Genomic DNA, 17,381 nt, shown 5'->3' with positions numbered 1-17,381 from the left:
CCGGTCATCCGGCCGGGAGGTTCCGGACGGCCTCGCGGCGGGAGAGGGGGCTGAGATCCGTGCCGTGGCGGGCAACAAACTCCCGGACCCAGGCCGGATCAGTCTTTGCGTACTCGCGTAACGCCCAACCAATGGCCTTGCGGATGAAGAACTCCGGGTCTGACACGTTAGCCTCGATGACGGAGGCGAGCAGCTCCGGATCGGTGGCGGCCTTTGCCCCGAGCTGGGCGGTGATGGCGGATCTGCGGATCCACATATCGGGGTCCTTGCTCCACGTGCGGAGGATCCGGTCGAGCTCCGAACGGTGTGCCTGCAGCAGTGCGCACATCCGGTGAGCCACCCCGTCCACGAGATCCCACCAGGCTCCGGTCCGGATAATTTCTTCGTACACCGGCAGCAGCTCCAGCCGCCCGCTGGCAAGCCGCGAACCCGTCAGGTCAATGGCGGCGTACCGCTCTTCCCGGAATGCGGCCGAACGCCAGAGCGCCAGGACAGTATCGCTCAGTTCCTGGACTGAACTGCAGGGCCACTGCGCGGCGGCGGCATGGGTGACCTTCCGCACCTCGGGAACCCTGACCCCCAGCGACGGCATGTCCGATTTCATGTAGGCCTGGCTTCCGGCCGCCCGTACCGGGTCTGCCGCGGCCCTCAGCTGGCTGCGGATCCCGGCTATCAGATCTTCGTTCGCCATGGTGGCAACTCTACTGGCGCCGCGCCCGGCTCCTGCCAAGTGCAAGCCAGCCGCTTACCAGCCGGTCCGGCGGAGTCCTAGAGTGGGACCAGACAAGCTGAATCCGGAGGAAAGCCATGTCCATGATCAAAAATCCCCAGGAAATAGGACTGATGCGCGAGGCCGGCCGGGTCGTGGCCAACACACTGGCCGCTGTCAGGGCCGCTGCCGCCGTAGGTGTTTCCCTGAAGGAGCTTGATGAACTTGCCGCCGAGTCCATTTCCGAGGCTGGCGCCACCCCGGCGTTCCTCAATTACCGCCCGCGGTGGGCCTCGGTGCCTTTCCCGGGTGTCATCTGCACGAGCGTCAACGACGCCGTGGTCCACGGCATCCCGAACGGCTACCGCCTTGAGGACGGTGACCTGCTCAGCGTGGACTGCGGCGCGTTCGTTGAGGGCTGGTGCGGCGATGCCGCCGTCAGCTTCGTGGTCGGCACTGCGGATCCGGCGGACCTTGAGCTGATTGCCGCCACCGATGCAGCACTGGCGCGCGGAATTGAGATGGCCAGGATCGGCAACAAGATGGGGGACCTCGCCTATGCAATCGGCGGGGTTGCCCGCCGCGCCGGTTACGGCCTCCTGGCCCATCACGGAGGCCACGGGATCGGCCGGACGATGCACGCCGAGCCTCCTGTACCGAACGACGGCCGTCCAGGCCGGGGCATCAAGCTGACGGAAGGGCTGGTGATTGCCATCGAGCCCATGCTGATCCTTGGGGGCAAGGACGACTACTACCACGACGAAGACGAGTGGACCCTGCGGTCCGCCAATGGACGCCGCGCGGCCCACAGCGAGCACACGGTAGCGATCACCGCGGAGGGGCCCGTCATCCTTACCTTGCCCTGAGAGGCGATGTATTAGAATAGTGAGCGCTAACACACCGTCTTCGGCAGTAAATGGACACCCTATGAACCCCACCGAGCATGAGATCAGTTTCGGCCCGTACACCGCTGTCGCCACGGCCCGTGGAGGGGCACTCCGCGGACTGCAGCACGAGGGCCGCGATCTGGTGGTCGGCTTCGGCGCCGACGGCGGGATTCCGGACTACCGCGGCGTCATCTGCGCCCCGTGGCCGAACCGGCTGGCTGACGGCCGGTACAGCTTTGACGGCAAGGATTTCAAGTCCACGGTCAATGAGGAGGCCCGGGGGACCGCCCTGCACGGCCTGGTGTTTGGAGCACTATGGGAGCTCCAAGAGCGCACCGCTTGCTCTGTCCGCCTCGGTACCCGCATTGAACCCGGCGAGGCGTATCCGGGGCGCCTTGACATCTCTGTCGAATACGAGCTCCGGGCTGACGGGCTGCGCAGCACTGTGCACGCCGAGAATGTTGGCGGGGACGCCGCGCCGTACGGCGTGTGCCCGCATCCGTACCTCCTCGCCGGAGCCGCCCCGCTGGATGAGTGGACGGTGCAGATCCCGGCCACCGAATTCATGGAGGTGTCCGCCGAACGGCTGCTGCCGGCGGGCATGGCCGGCGTCGAAGGGCATGCCTTTGACTTCCGGACCGAGAGGGTCCTGGGTGCGGTGGAGATTGACCATGCCTTTACCGGCCTGATTCACAACGGGGACGGCCTTGCGTCCGTTCGGGCCTACGACCCGTCCGGCACCGGCGTCGAGCTGGAGTGGGATTCTGCGTGGCCGTGGCTGCAGATCCATACGGCCGACAAGCCCGCAGGGCCGTCCCGCCTGGGCCTCGCAGTTGAACCCATGACGTGCCCGCCTGACGCCTTCAACAGCGGAACCGACGTGGTCCGGCTGGCCCCGGGGGAGTCCCACGAGGCCAGCTGGACCGTCCGCGCAAGCAGTCGTTGAGGCAGAACTCAGCTGGTGAGGTAGGTCCCGGCGTACCGCCGGTACTGGTCAAGGACCTCCGGCGCACCGCCGTCTGCTGCGTTTATTTCGGTGCCACCAGAACCCCATTGCGGCCATTGACCTGTAAGGACGGCCGCCGCCTGACGGGCGGCGCCGTCGGCCACGTATTCCCCTGGCTCGGGCACTACCACGGGGAGTCCGAAGACGGATGCAGCAATCTGCTGCACGGCCGCTGACTGGGCCCCGCCTCCCACCAGGATGATCCGGCCGGCCCTGACTCCCTGGGCCTGCAAGGCGGCCAGGCCGTCCGCAAGGGAGCAGACCACGCCCTCGATCGCGGCCCGGGCCAGGTTGTCCCGGGTATAGCTGGCCAGGGTGGCCCCGTGGAGGGAGCCTGTGGCGTCCGGCAGGTTGGGCGTGCGCTCGCCTTCGAAGTACGGAACAAGCGTGAGGCCGCCGGAACCGGCCGGGGCGGCAAGGGCCAGTTCGGTGAGTCCCGCCAGCGTCACGCCCAGCAGCGCGGCCGTGGAATCGAAGATCCGGGTGGCGTTCAGGGTGCAGGCCAGCGGGAGGAAGTTACCGGTGGCGTCGGCAAATCCTGCAACGAGTCCGGTGGCATCCGCGGACGGGGTCTCCGAAACGGCGAAAACCGTTCCCGATGTCCCCAGTGACACCACAACGTCGCCCGGACGCGCGTCCACGCCGAGGGCTGCCGCCGCATTGTCGCCGGCGCCGGGGCCGATAAGCGCGCCGGCCGGCATTCTGCCCGTGGCCTCGAGCGAGCCGGCGACGGCGGGAAGTATCGGGACGTGGCCCAGCACCTGTTCGAGGACTTCCGGGAGATAGGTTCCCGACGCAGTGGAAAAGTATCCTGTGCCGGACGCGTCCGACCTGTCCGTGCGAAGGAGCTGCAGTGAGGAGGGACCGCTTCCCGGGCCGTGGCCGGCCAGCCGCCAGCTGAGCCAGTCGTGCGGCAGGCAGACGGCCGCGACGCGGCGTGCATTGTCCGGTTCGTTGCGGGCCAGCCAGCGAAGCTTGGTGATGGTCAGTGATGCCACCGGGACCGTGCCCGTCGCCTGCGCCCAGAAATCGGCGCCGGCCCGGGCGTCGCCTTCGCCGGCATCTGCGATGAGTTGTTCCGCATCCCCGGCGGAGCGCGTGTCGTTCCACAGAAGGGCCGGCCGGACCACCGCACCGGAGGCATCCAGGCAGACCATGCCGTGCTGCTGGCCGCCGACTGAGACGGCGGCAACGTCATCGAGGCCGCCAGCCTGGGCAATGGCTTCCTGCAGGGCGGTCCACCAGTGGTCCGGGTGGATCTCACTTCCGTCGGGGTGGGCAGCGCGGCCCTGGCGGACCAGCTCACCGGTGGCTGCGTCACGGATCACCACTTTGCATGACTGCGTGGAACTGTCGATTCCTGCTACCAGTGGCATGTCGGGTTCTTTCTGGAGGGCTCTGCCGCCGGACCCGGGAGTCCGGATCCGGCGGCAGCGGGTGTTTGTTGGGTGTGGGAGCTTGGCTTAGCGTGCGCCGAGCAGGTGCTCGATGGCAAGCTGGTTGAGCCGGACGAACGCGAACGATCGCTGCGCGGCCGCATCGGCGTCGAACTCCGCGAAAGCGGACGCGTCAGCGAGCAGCTCCGCGGCGGTCTCCCCGGCGGCGAGCGTGGGCTCGCCGAGTTCGAAGACACCGGAGGTGGCCAGCGCATCCTGGACATCCGGGTCGGCGCGGAAGGCCAGGGCTCGCTCCTTCAGGAGCAGATACATGGACATGTTGGACTTCGCGGATTCCCAGACGCCGTCGTAGCCGTCGGTGCGGGAGGGCTTGTAGTCGAAGTGGCGCGGACCGTCGTACTTGGGGCCACCGTTGGGGAAGCCGTTTTCGAGGAGGTCCACGGTGAAGAAGGCGCTGGTGAGGTCGCCGTGGCCGAAGACGAGATCCTGGTCGTATTTGATACCGCGCTGGCCGTTCAGGTCGATGTGGAAGAGCTTCCCGGCCCACAGCGCCTGGGCGATGCCGTGGGTGAAGTTCAGTCCCGCCATCTGCTCGTGGCCGGTTTCCGGGTTGAGCCCCACGATGTCGCCGTGTTCGAGCTGGGCGATGAAGGCCAGCCCGTGGCCGACGGTGGGCAGGAAGATGTCGCCGCGGGGCTCGTTGGGCTTGGGCTCCAAGGCGATCCGCAGGCCGTAGCCCTTGTCCTTGATGTACGCCGCGGCCGTGTCCACGCCTTCCTTCATCCGGTCCAGGGCGGCGGAGAGGTCCTTGGAACCGTCGTACTCGCTGCCTTCGCGTCCGCCCCACATGACGAAGGTTTCTGCACCCAGCTCGGCGGCGAGGTCGATGTTCTGCAGGACCTTGCTGAGTGCGAACCGGCGGACGGAACGGTCGTTGGAAGTGAAGCCGCCGTCCTTGAAGACCGGGTGGCTGAACAGATTGGTGGTCACCATGGGTGTCTTCAGGCCGGTCTCGGCCAAGGCTGCCTTGAAGTTCTTCAGGATCAGTTCGCGCTCGGAGGCTGTGGCATCGAACGGAACCAGGTCGTTGTCGTGGAAGGTGATGCCGTATGCGCCGAGTTCGCTGAGCTTGTGGACGGCCTCAACGGGGTCCAGGGCCGGGCGGGTGGCGACGCCGAACGGATCGGCGCCGGTCCAGCCGACGGTCCAAAGGCCAAAAGTGAACTTATCAGCGGGGGAGGGCAAGAGGGTCATGAAGCGTCCTTGGTTCAGAGATTTGGAGGTTGGGGTTCAGATTGCGGTCCACCGCAGCAGCGGCTGTGGATCAATTAGTTTTCAATCTGAACTATATGCATCATGATTGACTAAGGTCAATGATGAAGGCGGCGGAAATGTCTCTCGGAAAAAATACCGACGGCGGTGCGGGGCGTCCTGCCCCCGGGCGTGTCGAGGATGTCCGGCGTGGAAACCTGGTGCGCATCCTGGCGTCCCTGGCGGAGCCGCGCACTGATCCGGACGTACGCCCCACCCGTGCCGACCTGGCCTCCCGGACCGGCCTGACCAAGGCCTCCGTGTCCAGCCTCGTCGCCGAGCTCGTGGACGCCGGACTGGTGGCGGAATCCGGTGCTGCCCGGGACGGTGAACGCGGCCGCCCTGGCGTGGGCCTTGAGCTCAGCACCTGTCGCGGCGTGGTGGGCATGGAAATCAATGTCGACTACATTTCGGCCGGGCTCCTTGACCTTGGCGGGACCCTGCGGATCCACAGGACACTGGAAAGCGGCAACCGCGGCAAATCACCCCAATCCGTGATGGCCCTGCTGGCGGGACTCGTCGCTGATGTTGCCGCAGAGGCCTCCGCAGCCGGAATCGAAATCCTTGGCGGGGGACTGGCTGTTCCCGGACTTGTGGACACGGGATCCGGAACTGTTTCCAGCGCCCCCAACCTGAAATGGCACGGGGTTGTCCTTGAGCTGCACGGGTTGCTGCCGGGGGCGCCACAGGGCACTCTCCTGCATAACGAGGCAAACTGCGCTGCGCTGGCCGAGCTCTGGTACGGGCACGGCGTGGATTTCCAGGACTACCTCTTTGTCTCCGGCGAAGTGGGCGTCGGCGGCGGCCTCGTCATCGGCTCACGGCTCTTTGCGGGTCCCCGCGGGCAGGCCGGCGAAGTAGGTCACGTGGTGGTGGATCCTTCGGGACCGGACTGTTCGTGCGGCGGCCGCGGCTGCCTGGAAACTTTCGCGGGCCAGGAGGCCATCTTCGCTGAGGCCGGCATTCCCGACGGGACCGCCTCCGCGAGGCTCGAACAACTCACCGCACTGCTTGAAGCCGGAAACGCGGCCGCCATTTCCGCAGTGTCGCGCGCCGGCCACTACCTCGGGATCGCCGCGGCGTCCACTGCCCGGTTGATGGACCTCTCCGCCGTGGTCCTCGGTGGCCATTTCACCCGGATGGGACCGTGGATCGCACCTGCCGTGGTCCGGAGCCTGGCCGACTATGCGCCCGGCGTCGTAGGCCCGGCCAGTGTGGCAATCTCGGAACTCGGCCAGTCGGCCGCCCTCCTGGGAGCAGCCGGAAGTGCCCTGCGTTCCGTCCTGGCCGCACCACAGGGGTTGAGGCCGGGACCCTAGGCTTTCGGGACCGGCAAGATCTCATGCTCGAACGGCGAGCCTGACCACTGCCCGGCCGGGTACCGCATCGCTGACCACCTCGAAGCCGGCGTCCAGGAACAGCTTCAACGTTCCCTGGTACAGGTCCGCCGGGCCGGCTTTGGGGCGCAGCACCGGATCCACCGGGTAGCCTTCCACACTGCCGGCGCCATGACCTATGGCATGTCCGACGGCGGCGCGAAGCAGTGCTGCAGCCACGCCGCTGCGGCGGTGCCCCGGTGCGACGACGAAACAGGTCACCGACCAAATAGACCCGTCGGGACCGTCCTCCGGCTGGCTGTGCACGGCCGGTCCGGCCGCCTTGAATACCTGCGAACGCAGGATACGCGGGTAGGAGTCGCGCGGTTCAACCGCACACCAGCCCACCGGCTGTCCGTCCCGGAAGGCGAGGACCCCCGGTGCCGGGGCATCGGCGTCGAACCTTGCCCGCAACTGTTTCTTCCGGTCCCCGGGCGTGGAGTCATTCCATCCGGCACCCGTCAGGGCGAAGAACCTGCACCAGCAGCGCGACGGCTCACCGCGTACTCCGAAGAGGCGTTCGACGTCGGGCCAGTCGGCCGGCGCTGTAGTCGCGGGCGTTGCGGTCACGGGCACCAGCCGTGTCCGGCGAGCCAGGTGGCACAGAGTTCCGTCCATCGCTCGACCCCGGCCACCCCGTCAGCGAGACCCAGACCGTGGCGGCCGTGCGGAAAGATATGCAACTCCGCAGGGACGGCTGCCCGGCGCAGCGCCAGGGCGTAGAGCAGGCTGTGTTCCACATCGACGGCTTCGTCGTCAGACGTGTGCCAGATGAAGGCCGGGGGAGTGCGGCCCGTGACGGTCAGCTCGGCGGAGAGCTCTTCCAGGAGGCCACCGGGCGGTGAGCCGCCGAGCAGGTTGTTGATGCTGCCCTGGTGGACGGACGCCTGGAAGGACACGACGGGGTAGCAGAGGACGGCGAGGTCCGGCCGGGACTCCGGCAGGTCGAGAGCGTCGTCTCCGGCGGAAAGGCCCGCGGCCAGGGTGGCAGCCAGGTGGCCGCCCGCGGAGAATCCCAGCACCCCCACGCGCGAGCTGTCCACCGGGAGTCCGTGGCTGCCCCGCCTGATCCAGGCCAGGGCGGCCTTCGCGTCCGCCAGCGGGGCCGGGTGGCGGTGCGGAGCCACCCGATACCGGAGCACGAAGGCGTGGATGCCCAGCGACGCCAGCCATTCAGCCACCGGTTCGGCTTCGTGCTCGGCGTGGTGTTCGTAGCCACCGCCCGGAAGGACCAGCATCGCCGGGGACCTCCGGGCAGGAGGCTGGCGGGCCGGGATGACGCTGAGGCCGGCCGGCATCGCGGGACCGCCGCTCAGGCGGTCCACTCGGTGCTCCGCCTGAGCGTCACCTGACCCGTGACAGCCGGACCGTCGTCGTGGTGTCCTTCGGTACCGTCGGGACCGGGCCCCGCGGTGCTCAGGGTGGCCAGGCGGCCGATTTCCTCCAGCGGAAGGCGGACGGTTGAGAGTCCCGGGCGGAAGTCCCGCAGGGTTTCGATGTCGTCGAACCCGGCGATCAGGGCGTCGCGGGGAATCCTGAATCCCTGGGCACGGAGCGCTGCCGTGGCGCCGATTGCCATGACGTCGTTCGCGGCGAAGATGCACAGGTCGGGCCTTGCGCCCTCGTTCGCTGGTTCGGTTTGCCGTGCATTCCTCAAGCGTTCGGCCAGCGCGAGGCCGGCGTCGTAGCCGCCGGCGCGGTTGAAGGATGCCCGGAGGACTTCAGCTGCGGGGCGGCCGGCCGCGGCAAGGCCGGACTGGAAGCCCCGGATCCGGTCATCTGAGGTGATGAGTCCCTCGGGTCCGCCGATGACCACGAAGTCGCCCGAGTGGCTTGCCGCCAGCTTTCCGGCGAGTTCCGCAGCAAGTTCTTCGTTCGGCACTTCCACCAAGTGATATCCGTCCAGCGCGCCGGCTCCGACGATGGCCTGCCCCACCACACCGACATGCCCGCCGTTGCGGCAGTAGCGGTCCAGTTCGGCGGCCAGCTCGGCATTGCCCTGTGCGTCCTCCGGCCGGCTGGACCGTGAGCCGGCAATGACAATGGCGTCGGCCCGCCTGGCCGCAAATGCGGCTACTGCTTCCTTCTCATCGGCCGGCGTGCCCCCCGTGGTGGCCAGCAGCACCATCTTGTGCTGCTCGCGGGCCACTTCCTGCACCCCGCGGGCAATGGCCGAAAAATACGGATCGGCGATGTCGTGCACAATCAGGCCCACGAGTCCGGAGCTGGACTTCGCGAGCGCCTGGGCCTGGGCGTTGGGGATGTAGCCGAGGGCTTCTGCCGCCTGCCGGACCCGCTCGGAAACTCCCGGGCCGGGTTTGCGGGCGGAACCGTTGAGGACGCGTGATGCAGTAGCCGGTGAGACCCCGGCCAGTCGTGCCACCTCGGTGAGGGTACTTGCAGCCACCGGTTTCTCCTGTTCAGCCAACGTACGCGTAGTGGCCATTATGGCAGTTTGAACGACTTTCGGGAAAGCGCTTGCCATGCGGCGCCGGAGGATGCATCATAAATGCAGTGGGAACGCGCTTTCCCAACGCCTGATGAGATAACGAACTGTGGAGGACACATGGGCTTCGAAACAAAGACGATCCGTATCGCCATGAACGGTATTACCGGCCGGATGGGCTACCGCCAGCACCTGCTGCGCTCCATCCTCCCCATCCGCGACGCCGGCGGCTTCACCCTCGAGGACGGCACCAAGGTCCAGGTCGAACCGATCCTGGTCGGGCGCAACGAAGCGAAGATCCGGGAGCTCGCCGAGCTGCACAAGGTCTCCGAATGGTCCACCGACCTGGACGCAGTCATTAACGACCCCACGGTGGACATTGTCTTTGATGCATCCATGACCAGCCTCCGGGCAGCGACGCTGAAGAAGGCCATGCGCGCCGGCAAGCACATCTTCACCGAAAAGCCCACGGCCGAAACCCTCGAAGAGGCCATCGAACTGGCCCTGATCGGGAAGGAGGCCGGTGTCACTGCCGGTGTCGTGCACGACAAGCTGTACCTGCCCGGCCTGGTCAAGCTGCGCCGCCTCGTGGATGAAGGCTTTTTCGGCCGCATCCTGTCCATCCGCGGCGAATTCGGCTACTGGGTCTTCGAAGGTGACATCCAGGCAGCTCAGCGCCCGTCCTGGAACTACCGCAAGGAAGACGGCGGCGGCATGACCACCGACATGTTCTGCCACTGGAACTACGTCCTCGAAGGCATCATCGGCAAGGTCAAGAGCGTCAACGCCAAGACCGCCACGCACATCCCGGCCCGCTGGGACGAGGCTGGCAAGGAATACAAAGCCACGGCCGACGACGCCTCCTACGGCATCTTCGAACTCGAAACCCCCGCGGGCGAGCCCGTCATCGGCCAGATCAACTCCTCCTGGGCCGTCCGCGTCTACCGCGACGAACTGGTTGAGTTCCAGATCGACGGCACCCACGGTTCCGCCGTCGCCGGCCTGAACAAGTGCGTCGCCCAGCAGCGTGCACACACTCCCAAGCCGGTCTGGAACCCGGACCTGCCCGTCACGGAATCGTTCCGCAGCCAGTGGCAGGAAGTCCCCGCCAACGCCGAACTGGACAACGGCTTCAAGCTGCAGTGGGAAGAATTCCTGCGGGACGTCGTCGCCGGCCGCGAACACCGTTTCGGCCTGCTCTCCGCCGCCCGCGGCGTCCAGCTCGCCGAGCTCGGCCTGCAGTCCAACGACGAACGCCGCACCATCGACATCCCGGAGATCTCGCTCTGATGACATCACTGATCCTACCCACCCACGACGGCGGAACCCGCGAATACCGGCTCCAGTCCGCCCCGGCTTGGTCCCGGCCCGCCGCGCCCATCACCTCGCGCCACGCCTATGCAGCGGCCCACGTCATCCCGGAAGTCACCGCGGACAACACCCCGGGCGCCCCGGCGCAGCTCGACTGGGATGCCACGCTGGCCTACCGGCACGAGCTGTGGTCCTACGGCCTCGGCGTTGCCGATGCGATGGACACGGCACAGCGTGGCATGGGCCTTGACTGGGCAGCGACCCAGCAGCTCATCAAGCGCACCGGCGCAGAGGCCGCGTCAGTGGTCTCCTCGCGCAGCGCCGCCACGGCCGGCAAGTCCGTCCGCGATCTGGTGTCCTGCGGCGCCGGTACGGACCAACTGGATCCGGCCGCCCTGCCGCAGGGCGCTGCGGGCATCCAGGCCGTCATCGACGCCTACCGCGAGCAGATCGCCGTGGTGTCCGAAGCCGGCCCCAAGGTGATCCTCATGGCCTCCCGTGCCCTGGCGAAGGTGGCCGGCGGAGCAGACGACTACTTGCATGTTTACTCGACCCTCCTGCGGGAAGTTGACCAGCCCGTCATCCTGCACTGGCTCGGAACCATGTTTGATCCTGCCCTGGCCGGCTACTGGGGCTCCGACGACGTCACCACGGCCACCGATACGTTCCTGTCGCTGATCCGCGAACATTCGGACAAGGTGGACGGCGTCAAGGTCTCGCTCCTGGACGCGAGCCATGAAGTCGCACTCCGCGCCAACCTCCCCGAGGGCGTCCGCCTCTACACGGGCGACGACTTCAACTACCCGGAACTGATCGACGGCGACGGCACCCGCCATTCGGACGCCCTGCTGGGCATCTTCGCCGCCATCTATCCGGCGGCCTCGGCAGCGCTGCAAAGCTACGACGCCGGCGACGCCGTCAAGGCCCGTGCCATCCTGGACTCCACCCGGGAGCTGGGCAAGCACATCTTCAGCACCCCCACGTTTTACTACAAGACCGGCATCGCGTTCATGTCCTGGCTCAACGGCAAGCAGCCGGGCTTCCAGATGGTGGGCGGACTGCACTCCGGCCGCTCCGTGGTGCACCTCGCCAAGACCTTCGAACTGGCCGACCAGGCAGGGCTGCTGAAGGACCCGGCCCTGGCCGCGTTCCGGATGTCGGACTATCTGCGGATCAACGGAGTGGGAGTATGAGCGACTTCTCAGGTGCCGACTTCGGAAGGCTTTCCCTCAACAGCGCCACCACTAAGAAGTGGACCCTGGCGGAGGCCGTTGACGGTTGCGCCCGGGCCGGCATCCCCGCGATCGGCCCGTGGCGTGACCGCGTGCACGAGGTCGGCGTCGACAAGGCGGCCAAGCTCATCAGGGACGCCGGCCTGCGCGTCTCATCGCTGTGCCGTGGAGGCTTCCTGACGGCAGTTGACGCCGAGGGGCAGGCTGCTGCGCTCGCCGACAACCGCGCGGCCATCCTCGAAGCGGTGGCGCTGGACACCCGGGAGCTGTTCCTGGTGGTCGGCGGCCTTGCGCCGGGGGAGAAGGACGTGGTGGCTGCCCGCCAGCGCGTCGCTGACCGCCTCGCGGACCTGGTTCCCTTCGCCGTCGAGAATGGCGTCCGGCTGGTGCTGGAGCCGCTGCACCCGATGTACGCCGCGGACCGCGCCCTGATCTCCACGCTTGGCCAGGCGCTGGACCTGGCGGCACCGTACGACGCGAAGGCGGTCGGCGTCGCCGTCGACACCTTCCACGTCTGGTGGGATCCGGAACTGAGGGCGCAGATCGAACGGGCCGGCAGGGAGAACCGTATTGCCTCCTATCAGGTGTGCGACTTCAACCTGCCCATCGCGGCCGACGCGCTGTTGTCCCGGGGCATGATGGGCGACGGCGTTATTGACTTCACGACCATCGGCACCTGGGTCCGGGACGCCGGCTACACCGGCGACATCGAAGTGGAGATCTTCAACCAGGAGATCTGGGACGCCGACGGCGACAGCGTCCTGGCAACCATGAAGGAGCGCTACGCGGGACTCGTCCTGCCGTACGCCTGACCGCTTCCGGCCTGACCGCATCCAGCCTGACCGCTTCCATCCGACGGCCCGGTACCGCCCCCAGCGGTGCCGGGCCGTCGTCGTGTTCCCTTAGCCGTCCTGTTCCCTTAACAGGACCGATGCTCGCGCGTATTGTCGTGCGGAGGAGGACTAAACATGAATGAGCAGATCAAGGACGCTGAAGCCACGGTGCTTGTGACGGCCCCGGGGAGCGCGGTGTGGGAGGCACTGACCGATCCCGGGATCGTCAAACAATATTTCCTCGGCACCAACCTGACCACTACCTGGCGGGAAGGTGACCCCGTGACGTTCGCCGGGGAGTGGAAAGGCAAGAGCTATGAGGACAAGGGCATAGTCCTCGAAAACCGGCCCGGGGAGCTGCTCCGCATCACCCATTACAGCCCGCTGTCGGGGCTGCCGGACGTGCCGGAAAACTACCACACTGTTGAGTACCGGTTGGATGAGACGCCGGCGGGAACGCAGGTCACGATCAGGCAGGGAAACAACAAGAGCGATTCCGAGGCGGAAGAGTCCGCGAAACTCTGGGAAATGGTACTGGGGAACCTCAAGGAAGTGCTGGAACGCTGAAGGCATTGTGCCTGCCGGGGTGGCGGGTTGGGGAGGAGCGCCCCGTCGACAAGAAGGACGTCCGGGGCTAGCTTGGGCACATGACTGAGATTCCAGACGAAGACGGCAGCGCGCGCGGCGACGACGGCACGTCACGGCCGGCGGACGAGGCAGCACGGGATTCCATCGCCGGTGACCTGGCCGCAACGATTGAGCCCGACATCGCTGAGATGGATGACACGCCGGAGGGGCACCCCGGCGTCGATCACGGGTGACGCGGCCCCGCATCCGCGCTCATAGCGGACGGCTGCGCCTTGCCTAGCGGACCCGTTGCGAAAGCACTCGGCGTCGATGGGCCGCGGCGCGCAGCTGGATGATTCTGGCTGCGCCGGCAACTGCCACAAGCACCCCGCCGCCCACAGCCGCTATGAAGAGTGCAATTCCCAGCGGAACGGCGCCCTCCAGCCCGAAATACCTGACCTGCACATAGTCCTGGTTCTGCAGGATAAAGATGATCAGGAGGACCATCACCGCCAACGCGGTGGCGACGGCGGCCCAGACCATGCCTGCGCGCGTCACATGCCGGTCCTCTGGCGGAATCGGTGCAGTTGGTGTGGCGCGCGGGCCCGGAGCCTGGCCAGGTGCGTCCGGAACCTGCACGCCTTGGGCCGGGGTGCCCTGGGTCGGCCGAGCTGCGGGGGTCGGCGGAACCGCGTTTGCTTCGTTCGGCTCGTAGTCCGGTGATTGCTGAGTCATTCGGTCCATCCTCTTCGAGGTGCTCCACCGTCGTGGAAGGTGCGGCGCCGGCGCCACTTCAAATGAGCCGGCGCCGCCATCAAATCATAAGCATGCTTAGCGTAAATAGCGTGGAGAAGGGCGCGATCCCTTATTCCTGCATGTCACTTAATACTGTCCTCCGGGGAATGCCGGCTGGAAAGGCGGAGGGGTGCACTGGCAGCCTCGATGGAGGTCTCGAATCCTGAGGTCCGCAGAATGAACAAAGCGGCCCGCCCCTGCAGTTGATGCAGGGGCGGGCCGCCTCGTTCTTGTGCCCCAGGAGGGAATCGAACCCCCGACCGGCGGATTAGAAGGCCGCTGCTCTATCCCCTGAGCTACTGGGGCACGTGGGCGCCTCCGGACTGCTCCGGCGGCGCCTAGAAAAGTTTACAGTGCCGCGCGCGTTCGGCCAGTCAGCCCGTGTGCGGCGTTTCGACTCATCCCCAACAACCCCTTGTTCCCCGGAGTTTTGCACATAGGGGGAGCCGTGCCTCGAAACGGCTGCGTTGCGGCGTGAAGCTGAAGGTGCCTGCTAGGGCATCATCATTCGAGACAGGACACCAAGATGACTGACAATATGACCGTCCGGGGCTTCGTCGCCACGGAGATCAAGACCTCCACCACGCCCGGGGGCGTCCCAACGGCATCCTTCCGGCTCGGCTCCACGGACCGCCGGTACGATCGCGCATCCGGTACGTGGGTCGATGGGAATACCAACTGGTTCACCGTTCAGGGCTATCGGCAGCTTGCCGGCAACATGGCCTGCAGCATCAAAAAGGGCCAGCGGGTCATCATCGTGGGAAGGCTCAAAATGCGGAGCTGGGAAAAGGAAGGCCGGATTTACCACTCTGCCGAGATCGACGCAGACTCCGTCGGCCACGACCTCATGTGGGGTTCGGCCAATTTCATCCGCAACGCCGGTAACCCCGCGCAGCAGGGCACGGGCCAGGACCCGCAAGGTTCTGCCTCCGACACCCAGGGCATTGGCGACCCTGCCGACCCCGATGAAACCGGCGATACGTCCGCAGACGGGATCTTCGTTGACGACGAAAACGGTGACGTCCTGCAGCTTGACTCGGAGACGGGCGAACTTACCGGGGCCGCCGCCTGAACACATCCCGTTGATGCCGCCAGTGCGGCACCGTCCCCCTGCGGTGCCGCATGGCAGAATGGCCAAGTGATCCGAGCAGAGACATCCCAGCGACAATCCGGAATTCGCCGGTACCGGATCAGCCGGTCCGGAACGCGACAGTTCGGAACCCGACGGCGCCTAACGGGCGCGCCAGTGCTGCTCCTCGCAGCTTCCATGCTTGCGGTGGCCCTCGCCGGTTGCACCAGCACGGACTCCGGATCCCCGGCCTCGCCGTCGGCTTCCCCGGCCGCTGTGCCGGCATCGGAGGCGGCGCAGCCTGCAACGCCAGCCGGGACCGCGACCACTGCCACAGGCGCTGCCGCGGAGCCGGAACCCGACGCGGCGACTGCCAGGTTGAAGGACACTGTGACCAACGCCCTGCAGGGAGTCGCCGCGGCCAACCCCAAACCGGGGCAGGAACAGTTGACTGCGGCCTTGACCGGTGCGGGAATACCCGCCGGTTCGTTGCAGGTATCCGCCAGCCGCACGCCTACAGGCCTGGAGGTCGACGCCATTGAGGCCGCCGCCCTGCAGGGTGCGGATTGTGTGATCGGCCAGATCCGCGACGGAAGTGTCGTCGTCACAGTCCTGCCCGTGCTGGCAACCGGAAAGTGCTTCGTCGGCGGCTGAGCCTCAACCGGACCGCTACCAACCACCCACCGATGACAACCGCGAATGTGAGTTAACCCCGCCGACCCACTAGATTTGGAACCATGGCGGAATTTATCTACACAATGACCAAGGCCCGCAAGGCTGTTGGCGAAAAACTCATTCTCGACGATGTGAGCATGTCCTTCTTCCCGGGTGCAAAGATCGGTGTTGTTGGCCCCAACGGTGCCGGTAAGTCCACCATCCTCAAGATCATGGCTGGCCTGGACACTCCCTCCAACGGTGAGGCGCGGCTGAGCCCCGGCTACACGGTGGGCATCCTGCTCCAGGAGCCGCCGCTGAACGAGGAGAAGACCGTCCTGGGCAACGTCCAGGAAGGCGTCGGCGAGATCTACGGCAAGATCCAGCGTTTCAACGAGATCTCCGAGGAAATGGCAAACCCCGACGCCGACTACGACACCCTGCTGGAGGAAATGGGCCAGCTCCAGGAAGCCATCGACGCCGCCGACGCATGGGACCTCGATTCCCAGCTCGAGCAGGCCATGGATGCCCTCCGCTGTCCGCCGGCCGATGCCGACGTCACCCTCCTCTCCGGTGGTGAGCGCCGCCGCGTCGCGCTGTGCAAGCTCCTGCTGCAGAAACCTGACCTCCTGCTGCTGGACGAGCCCACCAACCACCTCGACGCCGAAAGCGTCCTCTGGCTGGAGCAGCACCTCTCCAGCTACGCCGGCGCCGTCCTCGCCGTAACCCACGACCGGTACTTCCTCGACCACGTCGCGGAATGGATCGCAGAGGTCGACCGCGGGCACCTTTACCCGTACGAAGGCAACTACTCCACCTACCTGGAGAAGAAGCGCGCCCGCCTGGAAGTCCAAGGCAAGAAGGACGCCAAGCAGGCCAAGCGCCTCACCGAAGAACTCGAATGGGTCCGCTCCAACGCGAAGGGCCGCCAGACCAAGTCCAAGGCGCGCCTGGCCCGCTACGAGGAGATGGCCGCAGAGGCGGACCGTACCCGCAAGCTCGACTTCGAAGAGATCCAGATCCCGCCGGGACCCCGCCTCGGCGGCCTGGTGCTCGAGGCGAAGAACCTGCAGAAGGGCTTCGAGGACCGGACCCTCATCGACGGACTGTCCTTTACGCTGCCCCGTAACGGCATCGTCGGCGTCATCGGCCCCAACGGTGTCGGCAAGACCACCCTGTTCAAGACCATCGTGGGCCTGGAGCCGCTGGACGGCGGCGACCTGAAAATCGGCGACTCGGTCAAGATCTCCTACGCTGACCAGAGCCGCGGCGGCATTGACCCCAACAAGACACTCTGGGAAGTTGTGTCCGACGGCCTCGACTACATCCAGGTGGGCCACGTTGAAATGCCGTCCCGCGCCTATGTAGCGGCGTTCGGATTCAAGGGCCCGGACCAGCAGAAGAAGGCGGGTGTCCTCTCCGGTGGTGAGCGCAACCGCCTGAACCTGGCGCTGACCCTCAAGCAGGGCGGCAACTTGCTGCTCCTTGACGAACCGACCAACGACCTCGACGTCGAAACGCTCAGCAGCCTCGAGAACGCACTGCTGGAGTTCCCCGGCTGCGCCGTGGTGGTGTCGCACGACCGCTGGTTCCTGGACCGGGTGGCCACCCACATCCTCGCCTATGAAGGTGACGAGGAAAACCCGTCGAAATGGTATTGGTTCGAAGGAAACTTCGAGTCGTACGAAGAGAACAAGGTGGAGCGCCTGGGCCCGGATGCGGCCAAGCCGCACCGCGTCACGCACCGCCGCCTGACCCGCGACTAGGCCCCACAGCCACCGCGGTCAT

At 66.6% G+C, this 17,381-nt stretch carries 18 protein-coding genes and 1 tRNA gene; 11 read left to right on the top strand and 8 right to left on the bottom strand.

Annotation, left to right across the window (positions count from 1 at the left end):
• Positions 1-4 precede the first annotated feature (4 nt).
• Entirely contained in the window at positions 5-691 is a 687-nt protein-coding gene (locus ASF98_RS16055) for a DNA alkylation repair protein (protein ID WP_055803636.1), read from the bottom strand.
• A gap of 116 nt (positions 692-807) precedes the next feature.
• Here ASF98_RS16055 and map point away from each other — a divergent pair, with 116 nt between their 5' ends.
• Together map and ASF98_RS16045 are read left to right on the top strand one after the other, a co-directional pair.
• On the top strand, positions 808-1,575 hold the full coding sequence (map, locus tag ASF98_RS16050) for a type I methionyl aminopeptidase (RefSeq protein ID WP_055803634.1): 768 nt from the start codon (positions 808-810) through the stop codon (positions 1,573-1,575).
• Between the two features lie 61 nt (positions 1,576-1,636).
• Positions 1,637-2,542: an aldose 1-epimerase family protein gene (locus tag ASF98_RS16045; RefSeq protein WP_055803631.1), complete on the top strand. Its 906-nt coding sequence runs from the start codon at positions 1,637-1,639 to the stop codon at positions 2,540-2,542.
• A gap of 8 nt (positions 2,543-2,550) precedes the next feature.
• Here ASF98_RS16045 and xylB read toward each other — a convergent pair whose 3' ends face one another.
• Both xylB and xylA read right to left on the bottom strand, forming a co-directional pair.
• The gene (gene xylB / locus ASF98_RS16040; protein WP_055803628.1) at positions 2,551-3,978 is read right to left on the bottom strand and encodes a xylulokinase; all 1,428 of its coding nucleotides are present in this window, start codon (positions 3,976-3,978) and stop codon (positions 2,551-2,553) included.
• An 87-nt stretch (positions 3,979-4,065) separates the two neighbouring features.
• Positions 4,066-5,253 (bottom strand): xylose isomerase, encoded by a 1,188-nt coding sequence (xylA, locus tag ASF98_RS16035; RefSeq protein WP_055803625.1) that lies wholly within the window; start codon positions 5,251-5,253, stop codon positions 4,066-4,068.
• 137 nt (positions 5,254-5,390) lie between these two features.
• Here xylA and ASF98_RS16030 point away from each other — a divergent pair, with 137 nt between their 5' ends.
• On the top strand, positions 5,391-6,629 hold the full coding sequence (locus ASF98_RS16030) for an ROK family transcriptional regulator (RefSeq protein WP_055803759.1): 1,239 nt from the start codon (positions 5,391-5,393) through the stop codon (positions 6,627-6,629).
• Between the two features lie 21 nt (positions 6,630-6,650).
• Here ASF98_RS16030 and ASF98_RS16025 read toward each other — a convergent pair whose 3' ends face one another.
• The 3 genes from ASF98_RS16025 to ASF98_RS16015 are packed head-to-tail and all read right to left on the bottom strand — an operon-like array spanning position 6,651 to position 9,093.
• Positions 6,651-7,256 (bottom strand): GNAT family N-acetyltransferase, encoded by a 606-nt coding sequence (locus tag ASF98_RS16025; protein ID WP_235506041.1) that lies wholly within the window; start codon positions 7,254-7,256, stop codon positions 6,651-6,653.
• The gene (locus tag ASF98_RS16020) at positions 7,253-7,984 is read right to left on the bottom strand and encodes an alpha/beta hydrolase (protein ID WP_055803751.1); all 732 of its coding nucleotides are present in this window, start codon (positions 7,982-7,984) and stop codon (positions 7,253-7,255) included. Before ASF98_RS16020 ends, ASF98_RS16025 begins: the two co-directional genes overlap by 4 nt.
• Before the next feature lie 14 nt (positions 7,985-7,998).
• Complete coding sequence (locus tag ASF98_RS16015) at positions 7,999-9,093, bottom strand: LacI family DNA-binding transcriptional regulator (RefSeq protein WP_055803623.1); 1,095 nt, start codon at positions 9,091-9,093, stop codon at positions 7,999-8,001.
• Between the two features lie 159 nt (positions 9,094-9,252).
• Here ASF98_RS16015 and ASF98_RS16010 point away from each other — a divergent pair, with 159 nt between their 5' ends.
• From ASF98_RS16010 to ASF98_RS24210, 5 genes are all read left to right on the top strand, one after another.
• Positions 9,253-10,422, top strand: coding sequence for a Gfo/Idh/MocA family protein (locus ASF98_RS16010; RefSeq protein ID WP_055803620.1), 1,170 nt, complete (start codon positions 9,253-9,255; stop codon positions 10,420-10,422).
• Positions 10,422-11,636 (top strand): dihydrodipicolinate synthase family protein, encoded by a 1,215-nt coding sequence (locus ASF98_RS16005; RefSeq protein ID WP_055803617.1) that lies wholly within the window; start codon positions 10,422-10,424, stop codon positions 11,634-11,636. The genes ASF98_RS16010 and ASF98_RS16005 overlap by 1 nt, the downstream gene beginning before the upstream one ends.
• Positions 11,633-12,487: a sugar phosphate isomerase/epimerase family protein gene (locus ASF98_RS16000; RefSeq protein WP_055803615.1), complete on the top strand. Its 855-nt coding sequence runs from the start codon at positions 11,633-11,635 to the stop codon at positions 12,485-12,487. The genes ASF98_RS16005 and ASF98_RS16000 overlap by 4 nt, the downstream gene beginning before the upstream one ends.
• A 156-nt stretch (positions 12,488-12,643) precedes the next feature.
• Positions 12,644-13,075 (top strand): SRPBCC family protein, encoded by a 432-nt coding sequence (locus ASF98_RS15995; protein WP_055803612.1) that lies wholly within the window; start codon positions 12,644-12,646, stop codon positions 13,073-13,075.
• Positions 13,076-13,155: 80 nt separating this feature from the next.
• The gene (locus ASF98_RS24210; RefSeq protein ID WP_156372431.1) at positions 13,156-13,329 is read left to right on the top strand and encodes a hypothetical protein; all 174 of its coding nucleotides are present in this window, start codon (positions 13,156-13,158) and stop codon (positions 13,327-13,329) included.
• 43 nt (positions 13,330-13,372) lie between these two features.
• Here ASF98_RS24210 and ASF98_RS23790 read toward each other — a convergent pair whose 3' ends face one another.
• Entirely contained in the window at positions 13,373-13,810 is a 438-nt protein-coding gene (locus ASF98_RS23790; RefSeq protein WP_082506884.1) for a LapA family protein, read from the bottom strand.
• A gap of 293 nt (positions 13,811-14,103) precedes the next feature.
• Positions 14,104-14,176, bottom strand: a tRNA-Arg gene (locus ASF98_RS15985).
• A gap of 220 nt (positions 14,177-14,396) precedes the next feature.
• Here ASF98_RS15985 and ssb point away from each other — a divergent pair.
• The 3 genes from ssb to ettA all read left to right on the top strand — a co-directional run bounded on the left by ssb (position 14,397) and on the right by ettA (position 17,359).
• A complete protein-coding gene (gene ssb / locus ASF98_RS15980) occupies positions 14,397-14,942 on the top strand; it encodes a single-stranded DNA-binding protein (protein ID WP_055803606.1) in 546 nt (181 codons plus the stop codon).
• A 174-nt stretch (positions 14,943-15,116) separates the two neighbouring features.
• On the top strand, positions 15,117-15,593 hold the full coding sequence (locus ASF98_RS15975) for a DUF6993 domain-containing protein (RefSeq protein ID WP_326950358.1): 477 nt from the start codon (positions 15,117-15,119) through the stop codon (positions 15,591-15,593).
• A gap of 83 nt (positions 15,594-15,676) precedes the next feature.
• The gene (gene ettA, locus ASF98_RS15970; RefSeq protein WP_055803603.1) at positions 15,677-17,359 is read left to right on the top strand and encodes an energy-dependent translational throttle protein EttA; all 1,683 of its coding nucleotides are present in this window, start codon (positions 15,677-15,679) and stop codon (positions 17,357-17,359) included.
• Positions 17,360-17,381 lie beyond the last annotated feature (22 nt).

Origin of the sequence: Arthrobacter sp. Leaf337 (assembly GCF_001423745.1) — a bacterium.
GTDB lineage: Bacteria > Actinomycetota > Actinomycetes > Actinomycetales > Micrococcaceae > Arthrobacter.
This window is presented reverse-complemented; position numbering and strand designations above follow the sequence as displayed.

Bases quoted from the DNA above. Each gene is read 5' to 3' on its own strand.
- ASF98_RS16055 (WP_055803636.1), bottom strand. From the start codon at position 691: ATGGCGAACGAAGATCTGATAGCCGGGATCCGCAGCCAGCTGAGGGCC.
- map (WP_055803634.1), top strand. From the start codon at position 808: ATGTCCATGATCAAAAATCCCCAGGAAATAGGACTGATGCGCGAGGCC.
- ASF98_RS16045 (WP_055803631.1), top strand. From the start codon at position 1,637: ATGAACCCCACCGAGCATGAGATCAGTTTCGGCCCGTACACCGCTGTC.
- xylB (WP_055803628.1), bottom strand. From the start codon at position 3,978: ATGCCACTGGTAGCAGGAATCGACAGTTCCACGCAGTCATGCAAAGTG.
- xylA (WP_055803625.1), bottom strand. From the start codon at position 5,253: ATGACCCTCTTGCCCTCCCCCGCTGATAAGTTCACTTTTGGCCTTTGG.
- ASF98_RS16030 (WP_055803759.1), top strand. From the start codon at position 5,391: ATGTCTCTCGGAAAAAATACCGACGGCGGTGCGGGGCGTCCTGCCCCC.
- ASF98_RS16020 (WP_055803751.1), bottom strand. From the start codon at position 7,984: ATGCCGGCCGGCCTCAGCGTCATCCCGGCCCGCCAGCCTCCTGCCCGG.
- ASF98_RS16010 (WP_055803620.1), top strand. From the start codon at position 9,253: ATGGGCTTCGAAACAAAGACGATCCGTATCGCCATGAACGGTATTACC.
- ASF98_RS16005 (WP_055803617.1), top strand. From the start codon at position 10,422: ATGACATCACTGATCCTACCCACCCACGACGGCGGAACCCGCGAATAC.
- ASF98_RS16000 (WP_055803615.1), top strand. From the start codon at position 11,633: ATGAGCGACTTCTCAGGTGCCGACTTCGGAAGGCTTTCCCTCAACAGC.
- ASF98_RS15995 (WP_055803612.1), top strand. From the start codon at position 12,644: ATGAATGAGCAGATCAAGGACGCTGAAGCCACGGTGCTTGTGACGGCC.
- ASF98_RS24210 (WP_156372431.1), top strand. From the start codon at position 13,156: ATGACTGAGATTCCAGACGAAGACGGCAGCGCGCGCGGCGACGACGGC.
- ASF98_RS23790 (WP_082506884.1), bottom strand. From the start codon at position 13,810: ATGACTCAGCAATCACCGGACTACGAGCCGAACGAAGCAAACGCGGTT.
- ssb (WP_055803606.1), top strand. From the start codon at position 14,397: ATGACTGACAATATGACCGTCCGGGGCTTCGTCGCCACGGAGATCAAG.
- ettA (WP_055803603.1), top strand. From the start codon at position 15,677: ATGGCGGAATTTATCTACACAATGACCAAGGCCCGCAAGGCTGTTGGC.